We start from the raw sequence: 15,785 nt of genomic DNA on the forward strand, positions 1-15,785 counted from the left end.
CGCAACGTCGTGCCAACGATGGCGAAATCCGGAACGGCAGACTGCACCGGAAGAGCCGGATTCAAAGGCTCGCTGCAATCAATCCGATGGCCACCACGGCCAGCGCGATCGCCCCCTTGTTGAGCCCGCTGAGCTTCTCGTCGAAGCCGAACACCCCCACCAGCGTGCCCAGCACGACCACGCCCAGGTTCATCGTCGCGAACACCACCGCCGGGTTTTCCGGCAGCGCGCGGTGCGCCCTGACGTAGAACAGGATGTTGCCGAAGTTGGTCGCCCCCAGCAGCAGGCCGAACGCCATCGCCGCGCGCGTCGGCGCGTGCCCGCCGCGCCGCCAGCGCCATCCCGCCACCGCGATCATGATCAGCAGCGCGCCGCAGAAGGCGGCCTGCAGCGAGGCGGCGAACGGCGTGCCGGCGGCGGCGACGTGCTTGAGCAGGATGTCCACGCCGGCATAGCCCAGCAGCACGGTCAGCGGCAGCAGCCAGCGCGCGCCGCCGCTGGCCTGCCCGGCCAGGCCGCCGGGGCGGGCGACGATGCCGACGATGGCCAGCAGGCCCAGCGCCAGCCCGGCCAGCTTGAGCCCGCCGGCGCGCTCGCCGAACCACAGGAACGCGGCCAGCAGCGAGACCACCAGCGACAGCCGCTGCGCCACGTCGGTGCGCACGATGCCGGCCGCGCGCACCGACGCCGACAGCGCCAGGAAGATGCCCGGCAGCAGCGCCGCCAGCGCCAGCAAGGCCGGCCACGGCGCGGCATCGCGCAGCATCGGCAGCGGCGGGTCCAGCAGCCAGAGGCACAGCGCGGCGGCGGCCAGGTAATTCCAGGCGATCGACTGCGGGATGTCGATGCCGCGCCGCTGCGCCAGCTTCAGCTGCACCGACACCAGCACGCTGCACAGGACGCTGAGGATCAGGAAGGGCATGCCGGGCTCCTTGGGGGCCGGCGATTATCGCAGCGCCGGGTCGGCCATCGGCATGCCGGCCGACGACTGTCCGCACCTTCCCGATCCGTCCGTTGTCGCCAGGTGGAGGATTCCCGGAATGCCGGGCGCCTCTGGCTTATCATGGCCGCGGCCATCGGGTGGGACTTGCACTGCCCGCGGCGGTCATGGGGAGCGGGGACGGTGCGTGCCCGCGGGATAATTTCAAAAAAGGAAAATCGATATGCATTGCTTGAATGTCAAACCGGTCGCATTGGCGCTGGCCGCGGGTGTGCTGCTGGCCGTCGCACATGCGCCGGCCCAGGCCCAGCGCGCCAGCGCGCAGGAGCAGCGCAAGCAGCAGACCGCGGAAATCCCGGTGTGTGCCAAGCCGCTGGGTACGCTCTCGGTGATCGAGCCCGAGGATTCGGTCAACTGGTGGACCGGCCAGCAGCTGCCGGCGCCGTCCAAGCTGATCAAGGTGTTCGTCAACAAGTCGCGCTGCTTCACCCTGGTCGATCGCGGCGCCGGCATGGACGCGGCGATGAGCGAGCGCGCGCTGGCCGCCAGCGGCGAGCTGCGCGGGCGCTCCAACGTCGGCAAGGGCCAGATCAAGGCCGCCGACTACGTGATGGTGCCGGACCTGATCTCGCACAACAGCAATGCCGGCGGCAACGCCATCGGCGGCATCATCGGCGGCCTGATCGGCGGCCGCGCCGGCGCCATCGCCAGCGGGCTCAACTTCAAGAAGAAGACCGCCGACGTGGTGCTGACCATCACCGACGTGCGCTCCTCCGAGCAGGTGGCAATGGCCGAGGGCAGCGCCAAGAAGACCGACATCGGCTGGGGCGCCGGCGGCGGCCTGTTCTCCGGCGGCGGCTTCGGCGCCGCGGGCGCGGGCGGCTATGCCAACACCGAGATCGGCCAGGTGATCACGCTGGCCTACCTGCAGGCCTATACCGACGTCATCACCCAGCTCGGCGGCCTGCCCGACAGCGCCTCGGCGGCCAGCGCACACCAGGCGGTGACGGTGGCCAAGCCGGCGCGCCTGCTGGCCAACGCGGCCGGCACCGGCAAGGCGGTGCGCTCGCTCGATGTCGGCATGATGCTGTACCCCACCGGCAACAAGGAAGGCGCGATGTGGGAAGTGGAGGACGAGCTGGGCAACAAGGGCTGGGTGAATTCGACCCTGCTCGAACTGTCCAAGTAAGCCTTCCGTCCATCGGATCGCGCGAAGGCCGCCGTGGCGACACGGCGGCCTTCCGCGTTTCCGGCCCCGCGCGGGCCGGCGGTGGCTTGGATTTCACGCGCACCGTCCCAATAATCGGCCGATGACAATCAAATCGGACAACCCGGAACACGGCTTCCAGTTCCCCGGCACCTTCGAGCTCAGTGCGATGGGCGCGGCCGACGCGGCGCTGGAGAGCCAGCTGCCGCGCCTGCTCGAATCGGCCGGCGTCGAGGTGCTGCACGAGTACGTCAGCTGGAAGCACTCCTCCAACGGCAAGTACGTGTCGGTGCGGATCAGCTTCCGCGCGCACAGCCGCGTGCAGTACGACGCCGCCCACGAGACCCTGCGCCAGCACCCGGAAGTGAAGTGGACACTGTGACCCGGCCGTGCCGGGTGCGTGAACTCGGCCGCCAGCCCTACGAGCCGGTGTGGCGGGCGATGCAGCGCTTCACCGATGCGCGCGACGAGGACACCGTCGACGAGATCTGGCTGGTCGAGCACGAGCCGGTGTTCACCCTGGGCCAGGCCGGCAAGCCCGAGCACGTGCTGATGCCCGGCGACATCCCGGTGGTGCAGGTCGATCGCGGCGGCCAGGTGACCTACCACGGCCCCGGCCAGATCGTGGCCTACCCGCTGTTCGACCTGAAGCGGATGAAGGTCGGCGTGCGCGACTACGTCTGCCGCATCGAGCAGTCGATGATCGACACGATGGCCGAGTGGAACATCGTCGCCGAGCGCCGCGACGGCGCGCCCGGCGTCTACGTGGCCGGGGCCAAGGTCGGCGCGCTCGGCATCCGCGTGCGCCGCGGCTGCAGCTTCCACGGGCTGGCGTTCAACATCGCGATGGACCTGGAGCCGTTCCGGCGCATCAATCCCTGCGGCTACCAGGGGCTGGAAGTGGTCGCGCTGGCCGATCTCGGCGGCCCGTCCGGCATGGACGCGGTCAAGCCGGTGCTGCTGGAGAAGATGGCCGCGCAATTCGGCCTGGAACTGCAACGCGAGGACGCGCTGCCGGATCTGTCGCAGGCGGCCTGAGCGGCGGGCTTTGGGGAAGAAGGGATAGCGGAGCAAGCTCCGCTCTACAAGAGGGGTGGGTGCCTGTAGAGCCGGGCTTGCCCGGCTCCGGGCGGACACGCAGCGGAGCAAACTCCGCTCTACCAGAGGGTGGACGCCTGTAGAGCCGAGCTTGCTCGGCTCCTGGCGGACCAGCAGCGGAGCAAGCTCGGCTCTACAAGATGATGGGGCCTGTAGAGCCAAGCTTGCTCGGCTCCGAGCGGACAAGCAGCGGAGCAAGCTCCGCTCTACAAGAGGGTGAGTGCCTGTAGAGCCGGGCTTGCCCGGCTCCGAGCGGACCAGCAGCGGAGCAAGCTCCGCTCTACAAGAGGGTGGGTGCCTGTAGAGCCGGGCTTGCCCGGCTCCGAGCGGACCAGCAGCGGAGCAAGCTTCGCTCTACAAGAGGGTGGACGCCTGTAGAGCCGAGCTTGCTCGGCTGCTTTGCACGCATGCCACAATCGCGCGCATGCCCGACGCCTCCCTTGACCCCCTGATCCAGCGCGGCCTGGAACGCCTGCGCGCGGCCTCGCCCGAGGCCGCGGCGCTGCTGGACGATGCCGCGTTCGCGCAGCGCGTGGCGGCCGTCGTCGTCGCCAGCGACTTCGCACTGGAGACCCTGCGCCGGCAGCCGGAACTGCTGGCGAGCCTGGCGCGCGACGACGGCGCCGCGCCGCTGCCGCCGCCGCCACTGCGCGAGGACGAGGCCGTGCAGTGGCCGGCGCTGCTGCGCCGCCATCGCGCCGCCGAGTCCACCCGGCTGATCTGGCGCGACGTGGTCGCCGGCGCCGGAGTGGAGGAGATCCTGCAAGGCAGCACCCGGCTGGCCGAAGCCTGCCTGCGGGTCGCGCTGGAAGCGCTGGAGGCCGAGTTCACCCGCCGCCACGGCACGGTCCGCAACGGCGACGGCGCGGCGCAGCGGCTGGTGGTGTTCGGCCTGGGCAAGCTCGGCGGCGGCGAGCTGAACTTCTCCTCCGACATCGACCTGGTCTACGCCTATCCCGAGGGCGGGCAGTCCGATGGCGCGCGATCGCTGGCGGCCGAGGACTACTTCGCCCGGCTCGGCCAGCAACTGGCGCGGCTGCTCGACGAGACCACCGCCGACGGCTTCTGCCATCGCGTCGACCTGCGCCTGCGGCCGTTCGGCAATGCCGGGCGGGTGGCGCTGTCGTTCGCCGGCATGGACCAGTACTTCCAGCGCGAGGGCCGCGACTGGGAACGCTACGCGTGGCTGAAGGCGCGCGCGGTGGCCGGCGACGTCGAGGCCGGCGAGCGCTGGCTGCAGACGCTGCGCCCGTTCGTCTACCGCCGCTACCTCGACTACACCGCGCTGGACGGCCTGCGCGAGATGAAGGCCGCGATCGCCGCCGAGGTCGCGCGCCGCGACATGGCCGACGACATCAAGCGCGGACCCGGCGGCATCCGCGAGATCGAATTCCTGGCGCAGGCACTGCAACTGATCCGCGGCGGCCGCGAGGCCAGCCTGCGCGAGCGCCGGCTGCTGCCGGCGCTGCGCGCGCTGGTCGCGGCCGGGCAGGTCGCCGCCGCCGACGGCGAGGCGCTGGCGCAGGCCTACCGCCACCTACGTCGGCTGGAGAACCGCCTGCAGATGCTGCGCGACGCGCAGACCCACCGCTTGCCCGAGGACGAATCGGATCGCGCGCGCATCGCCGCCGGCCTGGGCCATGCCGACTGGGCAGCGCTGCTGGCCGAACTGGAGGCGCAGCGCGCGCGGGTGTCGCGCGAGTTCGCCGAGCTGCTGGCGCCGCGCCAGCGCCAGGCCGCGCCGGATGCGCTGGCGCAGTTCTGGCGTGCGCTGCCCGACGGCGGCGACGCGGTGATGCTGGCCGACGCCGGTTTCGCCGACGCTGCCGGGGCCGACGCGGCGCTGCGCGACTTCGCCCGCCACGCCGGCGTGCGCGCGTTGTCGGACGCGGCGCGCGCGCGGCTGGATCGGGTGCTGCCGGCGCTGCTTGACGCAGCCGCGCGCTCGGCCCAGCCCGATGCGGCGCTGCGCCGCGCGCTGGCGATGCTGCAGGCGATCCTGCGCCGCGCCAGCTACCTGGCGCTGCTCGACGAGCAGCCCAGCGCGCTGGCCCGGCTGGTCGACGTGCTGGCGCGCAGCGCGCTGCTGGCCGAGCGGCTGGCGCTGTATCCGCTGCTGCTGGACGAACTGCTGGACACCCGCGTGGGCGGGCCGCTGCCGGATCGCGAGGCGATGCGCGCGCAGTGCGCCGCCGCGCTGGAAGAGGCCGACGCGGAAACCGCGCTGCGCCAGCTCAACGAGACCCGCCAGGCGCTGAGCTTCCGCATCGCGCTGGCGTCGCTGGACGGCCGCCAGCCGGCCGCCGACAGCACCCGCCAGCTGGCGATGCTGGCCGACGAGGTGGTGCGCGTGGTGCTGGCGATCTCGCTGCGCGAGGTCGGCCGCAACCACGGCCGCGTGCCGGAGGGCCGCTTCGCCGTCCTCGGCTACGGCAGCCTGGGCGGCGAGGAGCTGGGCTTCGGATCCGACTTGGACCTGGTGTTCCTGTTCGACGCGCCGGCCGAGGCGATGTCCGACGGCGATCGCCCACTGGAGGCCGGCCGCTGGTACGCGCGGCTGGCGCAGAAAATCGTCGCCCTGCTCGGCGCGCAGACCGGCGCGGGACGGCTCTACGACATCGACGTGCGGTTGCGCCCCGATGGCGGCAAGAGCGTGCTGGTGTCGTCGCTGGCCAGCTTCGCCGAGTACCAGCGCGAGCGTGCCTGGACCTGGGAGCACCAGGCCTTGGTGCGCGCGCGCGGCGTGGCCGGCGATGCCCCGCTGCTGGCCGACTTCGAGGCGATCCGCGCGGCCATCCTGTCGCGCGCGCGCGATCCCGACACGCTGCGCGGCGAGGTCGCCGACATGCGCGCGCGCATGCGCGCCGAGCTGGACCGCAGCAACGCGGCGCGCTTCGACCTGAAGCAGGGGCAGGGCGGCCTGGTCGATCTGGAGTTCCTGCTGCAGCAGCGCGTGCTGCTGCATGCCGGCGCATCCCCCGCACTGCTGGCGCCGCGCAACACCATCGCGCTGCTGGAAGCGCTGCGTGAGGCGGATCTGTTGGATGCCGCGAGCACCGACGCCCTGCTGGCGGCCCACCGCGTGCTGCTGCGCGAGGGCCTGGCCTGCACGCTGGATCGCCGCCCGCGCCTGGTCGCCGAAACCGAAGAGATCGCGCGCGCGCGCGCGGCCATCGTCGCCGCCGTACGCGAGGGCTTCGGCGCGCGCTGAAAGTTGAGTTGGAAAGGCGTGGGCCGCCGGCAGGATCGGGAGCCGAGCAAGCTTGGCTCTACAACGAGTCGGGTTCTGTAGAGCCGAGCTTGCTCGGCTCGCCGTGCCGGATGCGCGAAGCGGCCCCGGCAAGGCCCGCGACACTGCATCGCGATGGCCTGGCCTGCGGGAAAGTGCGGGCCACGCCCTACACGCGCAGGCGTTCCCTCAGCAGCGCCGCCACCCGCGCGGTCTCGCGCAGCGGCTCGGCGTCGAAGGGCGACAGCGCCGCGTCCAGCGCGCGGATGCGCCCGCGCGCGAGCAGCGCATCGACGAAGCGGCGTGGCCGGCCGCGCACCCGCGCCGGGTCGAACACGTGCACCGGCGCGCGGGTCGCGCAGGCCTCGGACAGCATGTTGACCGAGTCGGGCGTGCAGACGATGCGATCGGCCCAGGCCAGCAGGCCGGGGTAGGGATTGGCGCCGTCGCCTTCGTCGCACCAGACCAGGCCGCGATCGACGAAGCGCGCACGCAGCGCCTGCCGCACGGAGGGCGGCGTGCGCCGCGACGCGGTCGCCATCAGGCTGCCGCCTTCGCGTTCCAGCAGCGTTTCCAGCCGATCGGCGATCGCCTCGAAGTCGCCGGCATCGAACCCGGCGTGCGCGCTCGGGCCGCCCAGCAGCAAGGCGGTGCGCGGTCCCGGCAGTTCGCCCAGGTGCGGGAAATCGCGCCGCGACTGCGCCAGCCATGCGTCGTCGACCGGGTTCAGGCTGCCCAGCAGCGGGATGACGTTGGCCCCGCGCGGGTCGTCGTGCTCGGGCGCGATCACCCAGTCCCAGTGCGTGGTGTCCAGGCGCGGATGCAGGATCTGCACCACGCACGCGCCGCGCCGGCGCAGCAGCCGGGTCGCCAGCGCGGCCTGGCGGCCGCAGCCGATCGCCAGCGCCGGCGGCGCCTCCAGCGCCTGCGAGAACGCATCGCCGAAGGCCCGCTGCGCCCCGGGCGGCAGGCGTGGGGACAGCCATTTCCACGGTGCGCGCGGAACCAGCGTCCACGCCCGCGCCGGCAGCGCCAGCGCCTCGGCCAAGGCCTGTGCCTGGCGTGCGTTGCCGGCGCGACCATCGGTCAGCGTCCAGGTCGCTATCGGTTCCACGGGCGGGACACTCGTTCTGTCGATGGGAACAATCCGTTCCGGCGCGCTGGTATGTGATCAAACACGGCACACTCTACACTGCGCCGGCCGTCGGCAGACCGTTGCCGGAGTCGCCCGTCCCCCGCATCCTGCGCAGTGTCGCCAGGATGCAGCCCCCCCAAGCCAGGAGATATCCATGCGCAAGACCCTGTTCGCCGCCGCCCTGTTCGCGATGGCCGTTCCCGCCTTCGCCGCGCCGGTCACCTACAAGCTCGACCCGACCCATACCGACGTCATCGCCACCTGGGATCACTTCGGTTTCTCCAGGCCCAGCGCGCACTTCGGCAAGGCCGACGGCAAGCTGGTCTACGACGCGGCCAACGTCGCCGCCTCCAGCGTGCAGGTCACGCTGCCGCTGAGCGGACTCAACAGCTTCACCGACAAGTTCGACGAGCACCTGCGCAGCGCCGATTTCTTCGAAGCGGACAAGTTCCCGGCCGCCACCTTCAAGAGCACCAGGGTCGAGGCCGCGGGCGAGGGCAAGCTCAAGGTCACCGGCGATCTGACCATCAAGGACGTGACCCGGCCGGTCGTGCTGGACGTGACCCTCAACAAGGCCGCCGAGCATCCGATGAAGAAGGTGCCGGCGATCGGCTTCGACGCCACCGCCACGCTCAAGCGCAGCGATTTCGGCCTCGGCAGGTTCGCGCCGATGGTCAGCGACGAGGTCGCCCTGCGCATCACCACCGAGGCCACCGCCGAGGCGGCCAAGTAGGATTCGCATTCCCCCGTGCGCCGGGACCTCCCCAGTCCCGGCGCGCTTGCACGCCGGTCCGGCCCTGAGCCGGCCGGCGTTCCTTTTGTTCCTCGTTGGTCATCGCGCCGGGCTTGCCCGAGCAGCGGAGCAGGTTCTGCTCCACGGATCCGGGTCTTTCTTTTGCCGCCGGTGCCCGGCTGCTAGACTGGCGGCCCCGCTTCATCCCAGCCTTTTGTCGCCATGAGCCAGACCGCCGCCGCGCCCGCCAACGCCGAAAAGCGCTACACCGTGCAGCGCGCCGACCTGCCGCTGAGCTGCCCGCTGCCGTCGATGGCGCTGTGGAATTCCCACCCGCGCGTCTACCTGGCGATCCAGGACGCGCCCGGCGGCGAAGTGCAGTGCCCCTACTGCGGATCCCATTTCGTCCTGGTCGACTGAAGCGCGCCCGCGCGGCGTGCGGGCGCCGATGCGCCGGCTGACCGTGGTGCAGCTGCTGCCGGCGCTGCAGTCCGGCGGCGTCGAGCGCTCCACCCTGGAGATCGCCCAGGCGCTGATCCGCGCCGGCCACCGCGCGCTGGTGGTCTCGGCCGGCGGCCGGCTGCTGCCGGCGTTGCAGGCCACCGGCGCCGAGCACGTCGCCCTCGACATCGGCCGCAAGTCGCTGCTGACCCTGCGCCACGCCGGCGCGCTGCGGCGGCTGTTCGCGCGCGAGCGCGTGGACATCGTGCACGCGCGCTCGCGGCTGCCGGCGTGGCTGGCGGTGCTGGCGCTGCGCGGCATGGATGCGGCGACGCGCCCGCGGCTGGCCACCACCGTGCACGGGCTCAATTCGCCCGGCCGCTACAGCGCGGTGATGACCCGCGGCGAGCGCGTGATCTGCGTGTCGCGGACCGTGCGCGACTACGTGCTGCGCCACTACCCGGATACGGCCGCCGAACGGCTGCGGGTGATCCCGCGCGGGATCGAGCCGGAACAGTTCCCTTGTCGTCCCTGGCCCGATGCCGAGGCCCGGCGCGAGGCCGCGCGGCAGTTCCCCGCGCTGGACGGCGACGGCCCGCTGCTGCTGCTGCCCGGTCGCGGCACCCGCCTGAAGGGCCATGCCGACGCGCTGCGGCTGCTGGCCGACCTGCGCGCCGGCGGCGGCGACGCGCGGCTGTGGCTGCCCGGCGCGCGCGAACCCGGCCGCGAGGCCTACATCGCCGAACTGGAAGCGCAGGCGCAGGCGCTGGGCATCGCGCAGGCGGTGGCCTTCACCGCGCCGACCTCGCGCATCGCCGAGGCCTACGCCGCCTGCGATCTGGTGCTGCAGCTGTCGCGCAAGCCGGAGGCGTTCGGCCGCACGGTGATCGAGGCGCTGTCGGTGGGCCGGCCGGTGCTGGGCTGGGGGCACGGCGGCGTCGGCGAACTGCTGGCGCAACTGCAGCCGCAGGGCGTGGTGCCACCGTTCGACGCGCAACGGTTGCTGGCCGGCGCGCAGGCGCTGCTGTCGCGGCCGCCCTCGACGCCATTGGGTACGATGTCCGCCTACACCTTGCAGGCCATGCAGGACGCCACCCTGGCCGTCTACGACGAACTTGCCGATGACCGCACCGCCGCTTTCCGCTGAGGCTCCCCGCGCCACGCTCGCGCACGGCTGGCGCTGGGCGCCGGCGTGGGTGCTGACCTTCGTCGCGCTGTGGCCGGCGCCGGGCTATGCGGAAGGGGTGATGGTGCTCGGCGCGCTGGCGGCGATCGCGCGGTTGCTGATGGCGCGCTTCCGCGGCGGATCGCGGCTGCTCAGCGGGCCGGCATGGGCGCTGACCAGCGTGCTGTTCGCCGCCTACTGGCTGCCGGAGCTGATCTCGGCGATCGACTCGGTCGACGCCGGCCGCGCGCTGCGCGAGGCGCTGGTGGACCTGCGCTACCTGCCGTTCCTGTGGCTGGTCGCGGCGGCGGTGGCCAACGCGCGCGGGCGCCGGATCACCTTCGGCGGGCTGGCGATCATCGTGGCGATCTGGACGCTGGATGCGCTGGTGCAGGCGGTCATCGGCACCAGCCCGCTGTTCTGGTCGCTGGACCGGATCAAGTGGGCGATCAGCGGCTACGGCATGTGCTCGCCGCAGGAAGTGGTCGCGCTGGATCGGCTCAGCGGTTTCCTCGGCCCGTGCAACCTCAAGCTGGGCATGGTGATGGCCAGCCTGTCGCCGCTGCTGCTGTTCGCCGCCGGCCGCCGCTTCGGCATGGCCGGCTGGCTGCTGGCGGCCGCCGCGGTCGGCATGGTGGTGGTGCTGGCCGGCGCGCGCGCGGCCTGGATCACCTATGCGCTGGTGCTGGTGTTCTCCGGCTGGCCGCTGCTCGGCTGGAAGAAGCTGGCGGCGGTGTTCGCCTTCGGCCTGGCCGCGCTGGTCGCGCTGGCCGCGCTGTCGCCGCAGGTCTACAAGCGCATCGAGCGCACCGCCAGCGCGCTGGCCGGCGACGAGGCCGGTGTCGACGCGGCGCTGTCCGGGCGCTCGCAGATCTGGCAGGCGGCGCTGTGCATGGTGCGCGAGCACCCGATCAACGGCGTCGGCGCGCGCGGCTTCCGCCAAGCCTATCCCGACTGCGATCCGGCGCCCGAGCAGCGCGCGGCCTGGGGCGAGGGCCCGGCGCTGCACGCGCACCAGATCGTGCTGGAGGTGCTCAGCGAGACCGGCATCGTCGGCCTGCTGCTGTGGCTGGCCGGCGCGGCGATGGCGTGGCGGGCGTGGCGCTTCGCCTCGCCGGCGGACAAGGAGCGCGCGCGCCCGGCGATGCTGGCGCTGACGGTCACGGTGTTCCCGTTCAACACCCACCTGGCGTTCTACTCGACGTTCTGGGGTGGGCTGACGCTGCTGCTGGCGGCGCTGTACGTCGGCAGCCTGCTGGCGCGCGACGACGACCCGCCGGCGACGGCATGAGCGGAGCCGGGGCGAACGCGCCGCGGTTCTGCCTGCGCGGCCGGCTGCTGCGCTGGCTGGGACAGGCGCTGGCGCGGCTGTCGCCGCAGCGGACGCAGCGGCTGGGCCGCTGGCTCTCGCGCGTGCCGGGACTGAACGCCTCGCGCCGGCGCATCGCCGCGCGCAACATCGAGGCCTGCTTCGCCGCGCTGCCGCCGGACGCGCGCACGCGGCTGCTGGCGCGCGCGCTGGCCTCCAACACCACCGGCGCGCTCGACACCCTGCGCGGGTGGTTCGCTCCGGGCCGGCTGGACGGACTGGCGCGCGTGCGTGGTCTCGAACACCTGCACGCCGCGCTTGCGGCCGGACGCGGCGCGGTCGTGGTCGGCGCGCACTACGACGGCATCGAGATCGCGATGCGGCTGGTCGCCGAGGCCAGCGGGCAGGCGATGCCGATCCTGGTGCGACGCTACAACGATCCCTGCCTGGAGCGCGAAATCGACGCCGGCCGCCGCCGCTACTGCGGCCATACCTACGACAAGAAGGACGTCGCCGGCTTCGTCGAGGCGGTGCGCGCCGGACAGGCGGCGTTCTACGTGCCCGACCAGAACGCCAACCGCCGCACCGTGTTCGTGCCCTTCCACGGCGTGCGCACGGCCACGCTCGGCGCCATCGGCGGGGTGATCGCGCGCACCGGCGGCGCGCCGCTGATGATGTGGTGCCGGCGCGGCGACGACGGCCGCTACGACATCGACCTGGAACCGCCGCCGCCCGGCTGGCCCGGGCCGGACGAGGCGGGCAACGCGGCGCGCTACATGGCCTGGATCGAGGAGCGCCTGCGCGAGGATCCCGCGCAGTACCTGTGGGTGCACCGGCGCTTCAAGACGCGCCCGCCCGGCGAGCCGCCGTTCTACCGGTAGAGCGCGCCGTCGGGCAGGTCCGGCTGGCGCTTGAAGCGCTTGTGGATCCACAGGTACTGCGCCGGCGCGGCGCGCACCATGTCCTCGATGGCGGCCATCACCCGCGCGGTGTCGGCGGTGGCGTCCCTGCCCGGGAAACCGTCGAACGCCGGCGTCAGCCGCAGCGTGTAGCCGCCGTCGTCGCGGCGCACGTGCGCGAACCCCAGCACCGCCGCGCCCGACAGCCGCGCCAGTTGGTGGGTGGAAGTCAGGCTGTCGGCCGGCCGGCCGAAGAACGGCACGTACACGCTGTCGCCGCGGCGGGTGTCCTGGTCCGGCGCGAACCACAGCAGCCCGCCCTGCTTGAGGTGCTTGAGCGCCGGGCGCAGTTCCTCGCGGGTGAACATCGCCGCGGCGTAGCGCAGGCGCCCGCGCTTGACCGCCCATTCCATCGCGCCGGTGTCGTGTGGGCGGTACATCCCGGCCAGCGGCGCGTGGTCGCACATCAGCCGCGCCGACAGTTCCAGGGTGACGAAGTGCCCGGAGACGATGATGACGCCGCGCCCGGCCGCCTGCGCCCGTTGCAGGTGTTCCAGGCCCTCGACCCGCAGGCCGGCGCGCATCGGCGCCACCGATCCCCACCAGGCGCGCGCGAATTCGAACAGGCCCACGCCCAGCTCGGCGAAGCTGTCCCGCAGCAGCGCCTGCCGCGCGGCCGCGTCCAGTTCCGGGAAGCACAGCGCCAGGTTGCGTTCGGCCACCCGCCGGCGTTCGCGCAGCAGCCCGCGCAGCAGCGCGCCCAGGCCGCGCCCGAGCCGGCGCTGCAACGGCCACGGCAGCCGCGCCAGCAGCGCCGCCACGCCCACGCCCAGCCATACCGGCCACTGGCGCGGGCCGAGCGGCGGCGGGCCGAGCGCATCGCGCGGATCGGCGGAGGAAGCAGCGGGAACGGGATCGGCCATGCCGCAATTCTAGGGCGTGCCGCCGCGGCGGGGCGCGAAGCGCGCGATCTGGCCCGGATGCGGCAGCCGAAAGGATGCCGTTTCCACGAGCAATCCCCGCGCCCGGTGTGCAGCGTGATGACACACCGCGGGCTCTTACCTATCCTTGTGCCGATGCGGAAAGACCCGACCGAGCGTGTGCTGCGTGGCCTGTACTCGGCGGTGCTGTACCTGCTGACGCCGCTCACCGTCTACCACCTGATTTGGCGCGGCTTCCGCTTCAGCGAATACTTCCAGCGCTGGGACGAGCGCTACGGCAGCTACCGCGCGCCGCCGCGGCGCAGCGACGTCTGGCTGCACGCGGTGTCGGTGGGCGAGGTCAACGCCGCCGCGCCGGTGATCAACGCGCTGCTGCGCGAACGCCCGGGCCTCCGGCTGGTCGTCACCACCATCACCCCGACCGGCTCCGAGCGCGTGCGCGCGCTGTGGGGCGAGGCGATCGATCACGTCTACGCGCCCTACGACCTGCCCGGCGCGGTCGGCCGCTTCCTGGCCCACTACCGGCCCGCGCTGGCGCTGGTGATGGAGACCGAGCTGTGGCCCAACCTGCTGTTCGGCTGCCGCGATCGCGGCATCCCCGCCTACCTGCTCAACGCGCGGCTGTCGGCGCGCTCGCTGCGCGGCTACAGCGTGCTGCGGCCGCTGATAGCGCGCGCGCTGCGCACCTTCCGCCGGGTCGCGGCGCAGTCCCCGGCCGACGCGCAGCGCTTCGTCCACCTCGGCGCGGCGCCCGGGCAGGTGCTGGCCACAGGCAACCTGAAGTTCGACATCGCCGTGCCGCCGGGGCTGGAGGCTTTCGTCGCGCAGTTCCGCCAGCGCGTGCCGCCGTCGCGGCCGGTGTGGATCGCCGCCAGCACGCACGAGGACGAGGAAGCGCCGGTGGTGGCGATCCACCGCCGCCTGCGCGCGCGCTGGCCGGACCTGCTGCTGCTGTGGGCGCCGCGCCACCCCGAGCGCTTCGCGCGCGCGGCCGAGGCGGCGCAGGACGCCGGCTGGCGCGTGGCCAGCCGCCGGCAGGCGCAGTGGCCCGACGCCGACACCGACGTGTTCGTCGTCGATACGCTGGGCGAGCTGACCTCGTTCTACGCCTGCGCCGGGGTCGCCTTCGTCGGCGGCAGCCTGCAGCCGATCGGCGGGCACAACCTGCTGGAGCCGGCGGCGGTCGGCACCCCGGCGGTCACCGGCCCGCGCCTGCACAACTTCGTCGAGATCTCGCGGCGGCTGGAGGAGGCCGGCGCTGTGATCATCGCCGCCGACGCGGCGGCGGTGGCCGAGGCGCTGGCGCGGCTGCTGGACGACGCGTCGCTGCGCGAGGCGATGGCGCGCAACGGACTGGAACTGGTCGAACAGGGACGCGGCGCGCTGCCGCGCACGCTGGCGATGATCGATGCCGACCTGCCGGCGGCCGCGCCCGCGCAGGACCGCGATGGCTGACGCCGGCGAACCCGCGGCGGCGCTGGCCGGCGTGCGCGTGCTGGACCTGTCGCGCGTGCTGGCCGGCCCGTGGTGCACGCAGACGCTGGCCGATCTCGGTGCGGACGTGATCAAGGTCGAGCGCCCGGGCAGCGGCGACGACACCCGCGGCTGGGGGCCGCCGTTCGTCGGCGACGACGGCCAGGGCGATGCGGCGTACTTCCTCTGCGCCAACCGCAACAAGCGCTCGATCACCGTGGATCTGCGCCATCCCGACGGCCAGGCGCTGGTGCGCCGGCTGGCGCTGCGCTGCGACGTGGTGGTCGAGAACTTCAAGCCCGGCGACCTGGCCCGCTACGGCCTGGACGCGGCGAGCCTGCGCGCGGCCGATCCGCGCCTGATCCACTGTTCCATCACCGGCTACGGCCAGACCGGGCCCTATGCCGATCGCGCCGGCTACGACTTCGCCGTGCAGGGGCTGGGCGGGCTGATGAGCGTGACCGGCCCGGCCGACGGCGAGCCGGGCGCGGCGCCGTACAAGGTCGGGGTGGCGGTGGCGGACCTGTTCGCCGGCCAGAACGCGGTCGTGGCCATCCTCGCCGCGCTGCGCCACCGCGACGCCACCGGCCAGGGCCAGGCCATCGACATCGCCCTGCTCGACAGCCAGATCGCGATGCTGGCCAACCTCGCCAGCCAACACCTGGTCGGCGGCGAGGTGCCGCGCCGGCTCGGCAACGGCCATCCCAGCATCGTGCCGTACCAGGTGTTCGAGGCCAGCGACGGACCGCTGATCGTCGCGGTCGGCAACGATCGCCAGTTCGCCCGGTTGTGCGAACTGCTCGGCTGTCCGGAACTGGCGCGGGATCCGCGCTACGCCAGCAACGCCGGCCGCGTGCGCGGGCGCGGGGCGCTGGTCCCGCAGCTGGCGCAACGGCTGGCGCGGCGCGATCGCGCCCATTGGCTCGGCGCGCTGCAGGCGGCGGGCATCCCGTGCGGCCCGGTCAACGACATCGGCCAGGCGCTGGCCGACCCGCAGGTGCGCGCGCGCGACATGGTGACGACGCTGCCGCATCCGCGGCATCCGGCGCTGCCGCTGGTGGCCAGCCCGCTGAAGCTGTCGGCCACGCCGGCGACCTGCCGCCGCGCGCCGCCGCTGCTGGGCGAGCACACCGACGAGGTGCTGCGCGAATGCGGACTCGACGCGCAGGCCATCGCCGCGCTGCGGCGCGATGGCGTGGTCGGCGATCCGTAGAG

Annotated in this window: 14 protein-coding genes; 11 read left to right on the forward strand and 3 right to left on the reverse strand. The window is 73.1% G+C overall.

The features are described 5' to 3' along the window. Window positions 1-61: 61 nt before the first annotated feature. Window positions 62-922 (reverse strand): EamA family transporter, encoded by an 861-nt coding sequence (locus AAG688_RS03195; protein ID WP_411833915.1) that lies wholly within the window; start codon window positions 920-922, stop codon window positions 62-64. A 250-nt stretch (window positions 923-1,172) separates the two neighbouring features. Here AAG688_RS03195 and AAG688_RS03200 point away from each other — a divergent pair, with 250 nt between their 5' ends. From AAG688_RS03200 to glnE, 4 genes are all read left to right on the forward strand, one after another. After that, window positions 1,173-2,129, forward strand: a complete 957-nt coding sequence (locus AAG688_RS03200; RefSeq protein WP_411833916.1) for a CsgG/HfaB family protein — start codon at window positions 1,173-1,175, stop codon at window positions 2,127-2,129. Window positions 2,130-2,250: 121 nt separating this feature from the next. Continuing rightward, a complete protein-coding gene (locus tag AAG688_RS03205; protein WP_411833917.1) occupies window positions 2,251-2,529 on the forward strand; it encodes a DUF493 family protein in 279 nt (92 codons plus the stop codon). Beyond that, complete coding sequence (gene lipB, locus AAG688_RS03210) at window positions 2,517-3,185, forward strand: lipoyl(octanoyl) transferase LipB (RefSeq protein WP_411833918.1); 669 nt, start codon at window positions 2,517-2,519, stop codon at window positions 3,183-3,185. The genes AAG688_RS03205 and lipB overlap by 13 nt, the downstream gene beginning before the upstream one ends. A 484-nt stretch (window positions 3,186-3,669) precedes the next feature. Beyond that, window positions 3,670-6,456, forward strand: coding sequence for a bifunctional [glutamate--ammonia ligase]-adenylyl-L-tyrosine phosphorylase/[glutamate--ammonia-ligase] adenylyltransferase (glnE, locus tag AAG688_RS03215; protein WP_411833919.1), 2,787 nt, complete (start codon window positions 3,670-3,672; stop codon window positions 6,454-6,456). A gap of 187 nt (window positions 6,457-6,643) precedes the next feature. Here glnE and AAG688_RS03220 read toward each other — a convergent pair whose 3' ends face one another. Further along, window positions 6,644-7,588 carry a mitochondrial fission ELM1 family protein gene (locus AAG688_RS03220; protein ID WP_411833920.1) on the reverse strand — a complete coding sequence of 315 codons (945 nt, stop codon included), beginning with the start codon at window positions 7,586-7,588 and terminating at the stop codon, window positions 6,644-6,646. Between the two features lie 175 nt (window positions 7,589-7,763). Between AAG688_RS03220 and AAG688_RS03225 the strand changes: the two genes are divergently transcribed. The 5 genes from AAG688_RS03225 to AAG688_RS03245 all read left to right on the forward strand — a co-directional run bounded on the left by AAG688_RS03225 (window position 7,764) and on the right by AAG688_RS03245 (window position 12,138). Beyond that, window positions 7,764-8,342: a YceI family protein gene (locus tag AAG688_RS03225; protein ID WP_411833921.1), complete on the forward strand. Its 579-nt coding sequence runs from the start codon at window positions 7,764-7,766 to the stop codon at window positions 8,340-8,342. Between the two features lie 222 nt (window positions 8,343-8,564). Beyond that, a complete protein-coding gene (locus AAG688_RS03230; RefSeq protein ID WP_411833922.1) occupies window positions 8,565-8,762 on the forward strand; it encodes a zinc-finger domain-containing protein in 198 nt (65 codons plus the stop codon). Window positions 8,763-8,790: 28 nt separating this feature from the next. Next, window positions 8,791-9,930: a glycosyltransferase gene (locus AAG688_RS03235; RefSeq protein ID WP_411833923.1), complete on the forward strand. Its 1,140-nt coding sequence runs from the start codon at window positions 8,791-8,793 to the stop codon at window positions 9,928-9,930. Beyond that, window positions 9,905-11,239, forward strand: coding sequence for an O-antigen ligase family protein (locus tag AAG688_RS03240; protein WP_411833924.1), 1,335 nt, complete (start codon window positions 9,905-9,907; stop codon window positions 11,237-11,239). The genes AAG688_RS03235 and AAG688_RS03240 overlap by 26 nt, the downstream gene beginning before the upstream one ends. Further along, window positions 11,236-12,138, forward strand: a complete 903-nt coding sequence (locus tag AAG688_RS03245) for a lysophospholipid acyltransferase family protein (protein WP_411833925.1) — start codon at window positions 11,236-11,238, stop codon at window positions 12,136-12,138. The genes AAG688_RS03240 and AAG688_RS03245 overlap by 4 nt, the downstream gene beginning before the upstream one ends. Here the strand turns inward: AAG688_RS03245 and lpxL are convergent. Next, a complete protein-coding gene (gene lpxL / locus AAG688_RS03250; RefSeq protein ID WP_411833926.1) occupies window positions 12,129-13,079 on the reverse strand; it encodes an LpxL/LpxP family Kdo(2)-lipid IV(A) lauroyl/palmitoleoyl acyltransferase in 951 nt (316 codons plus the stop codon). The two genes, AAG688_RS03245 and lpxL, sit on opposite strands and share 10 nt — an antisense overlap. Window positions 13,080-13,232: 153 nt before the next feature. Here lpxL and waaA point away from each other — a divergent pair, with 153 nt between their 5' ends. Further along, window positions 13,233-14,552, forward strand: coding sequence for a lipid IV(A) 3-deoxy-D-manno-octulosonic acid transferase (gene waaA / locus AAG688_RS03255; RefSeq protein ID WP_411833927.1), 1,320 nt, complete (start codon window positions 13,233-13,235; stop codon window positions 14,550-14,552). Beyond that, a complete protein-coding gene (locus AAG688_RS03260) occupies window positions 14,545-15,783 on the forward strand; it encodes a CaiB/BaiF CoA transferase family protein (RefSeq protein ID WP_411833928.1) in 1,239 nt (412 codons plus the stop codon). Before waaA ends, AAG688_RS03260 begins: the two co-directional genes overlap by 8 nt. Window positions 15,784-15,785 lie beyond the last annotated feature (2 nt).

It is taken from the genome of Pseudoxanthomonas mexicana, assembly GCF_046736355.1.
Classification (GTDB): domain Bacteria; phylum Pseudomonadota; class Gammaproteobacteria; order Xanthomonadales; family Xanthomonadaceae; genus Pseudoxanthomonas_A; species Pseudoxanthomonas_A mexicana_B.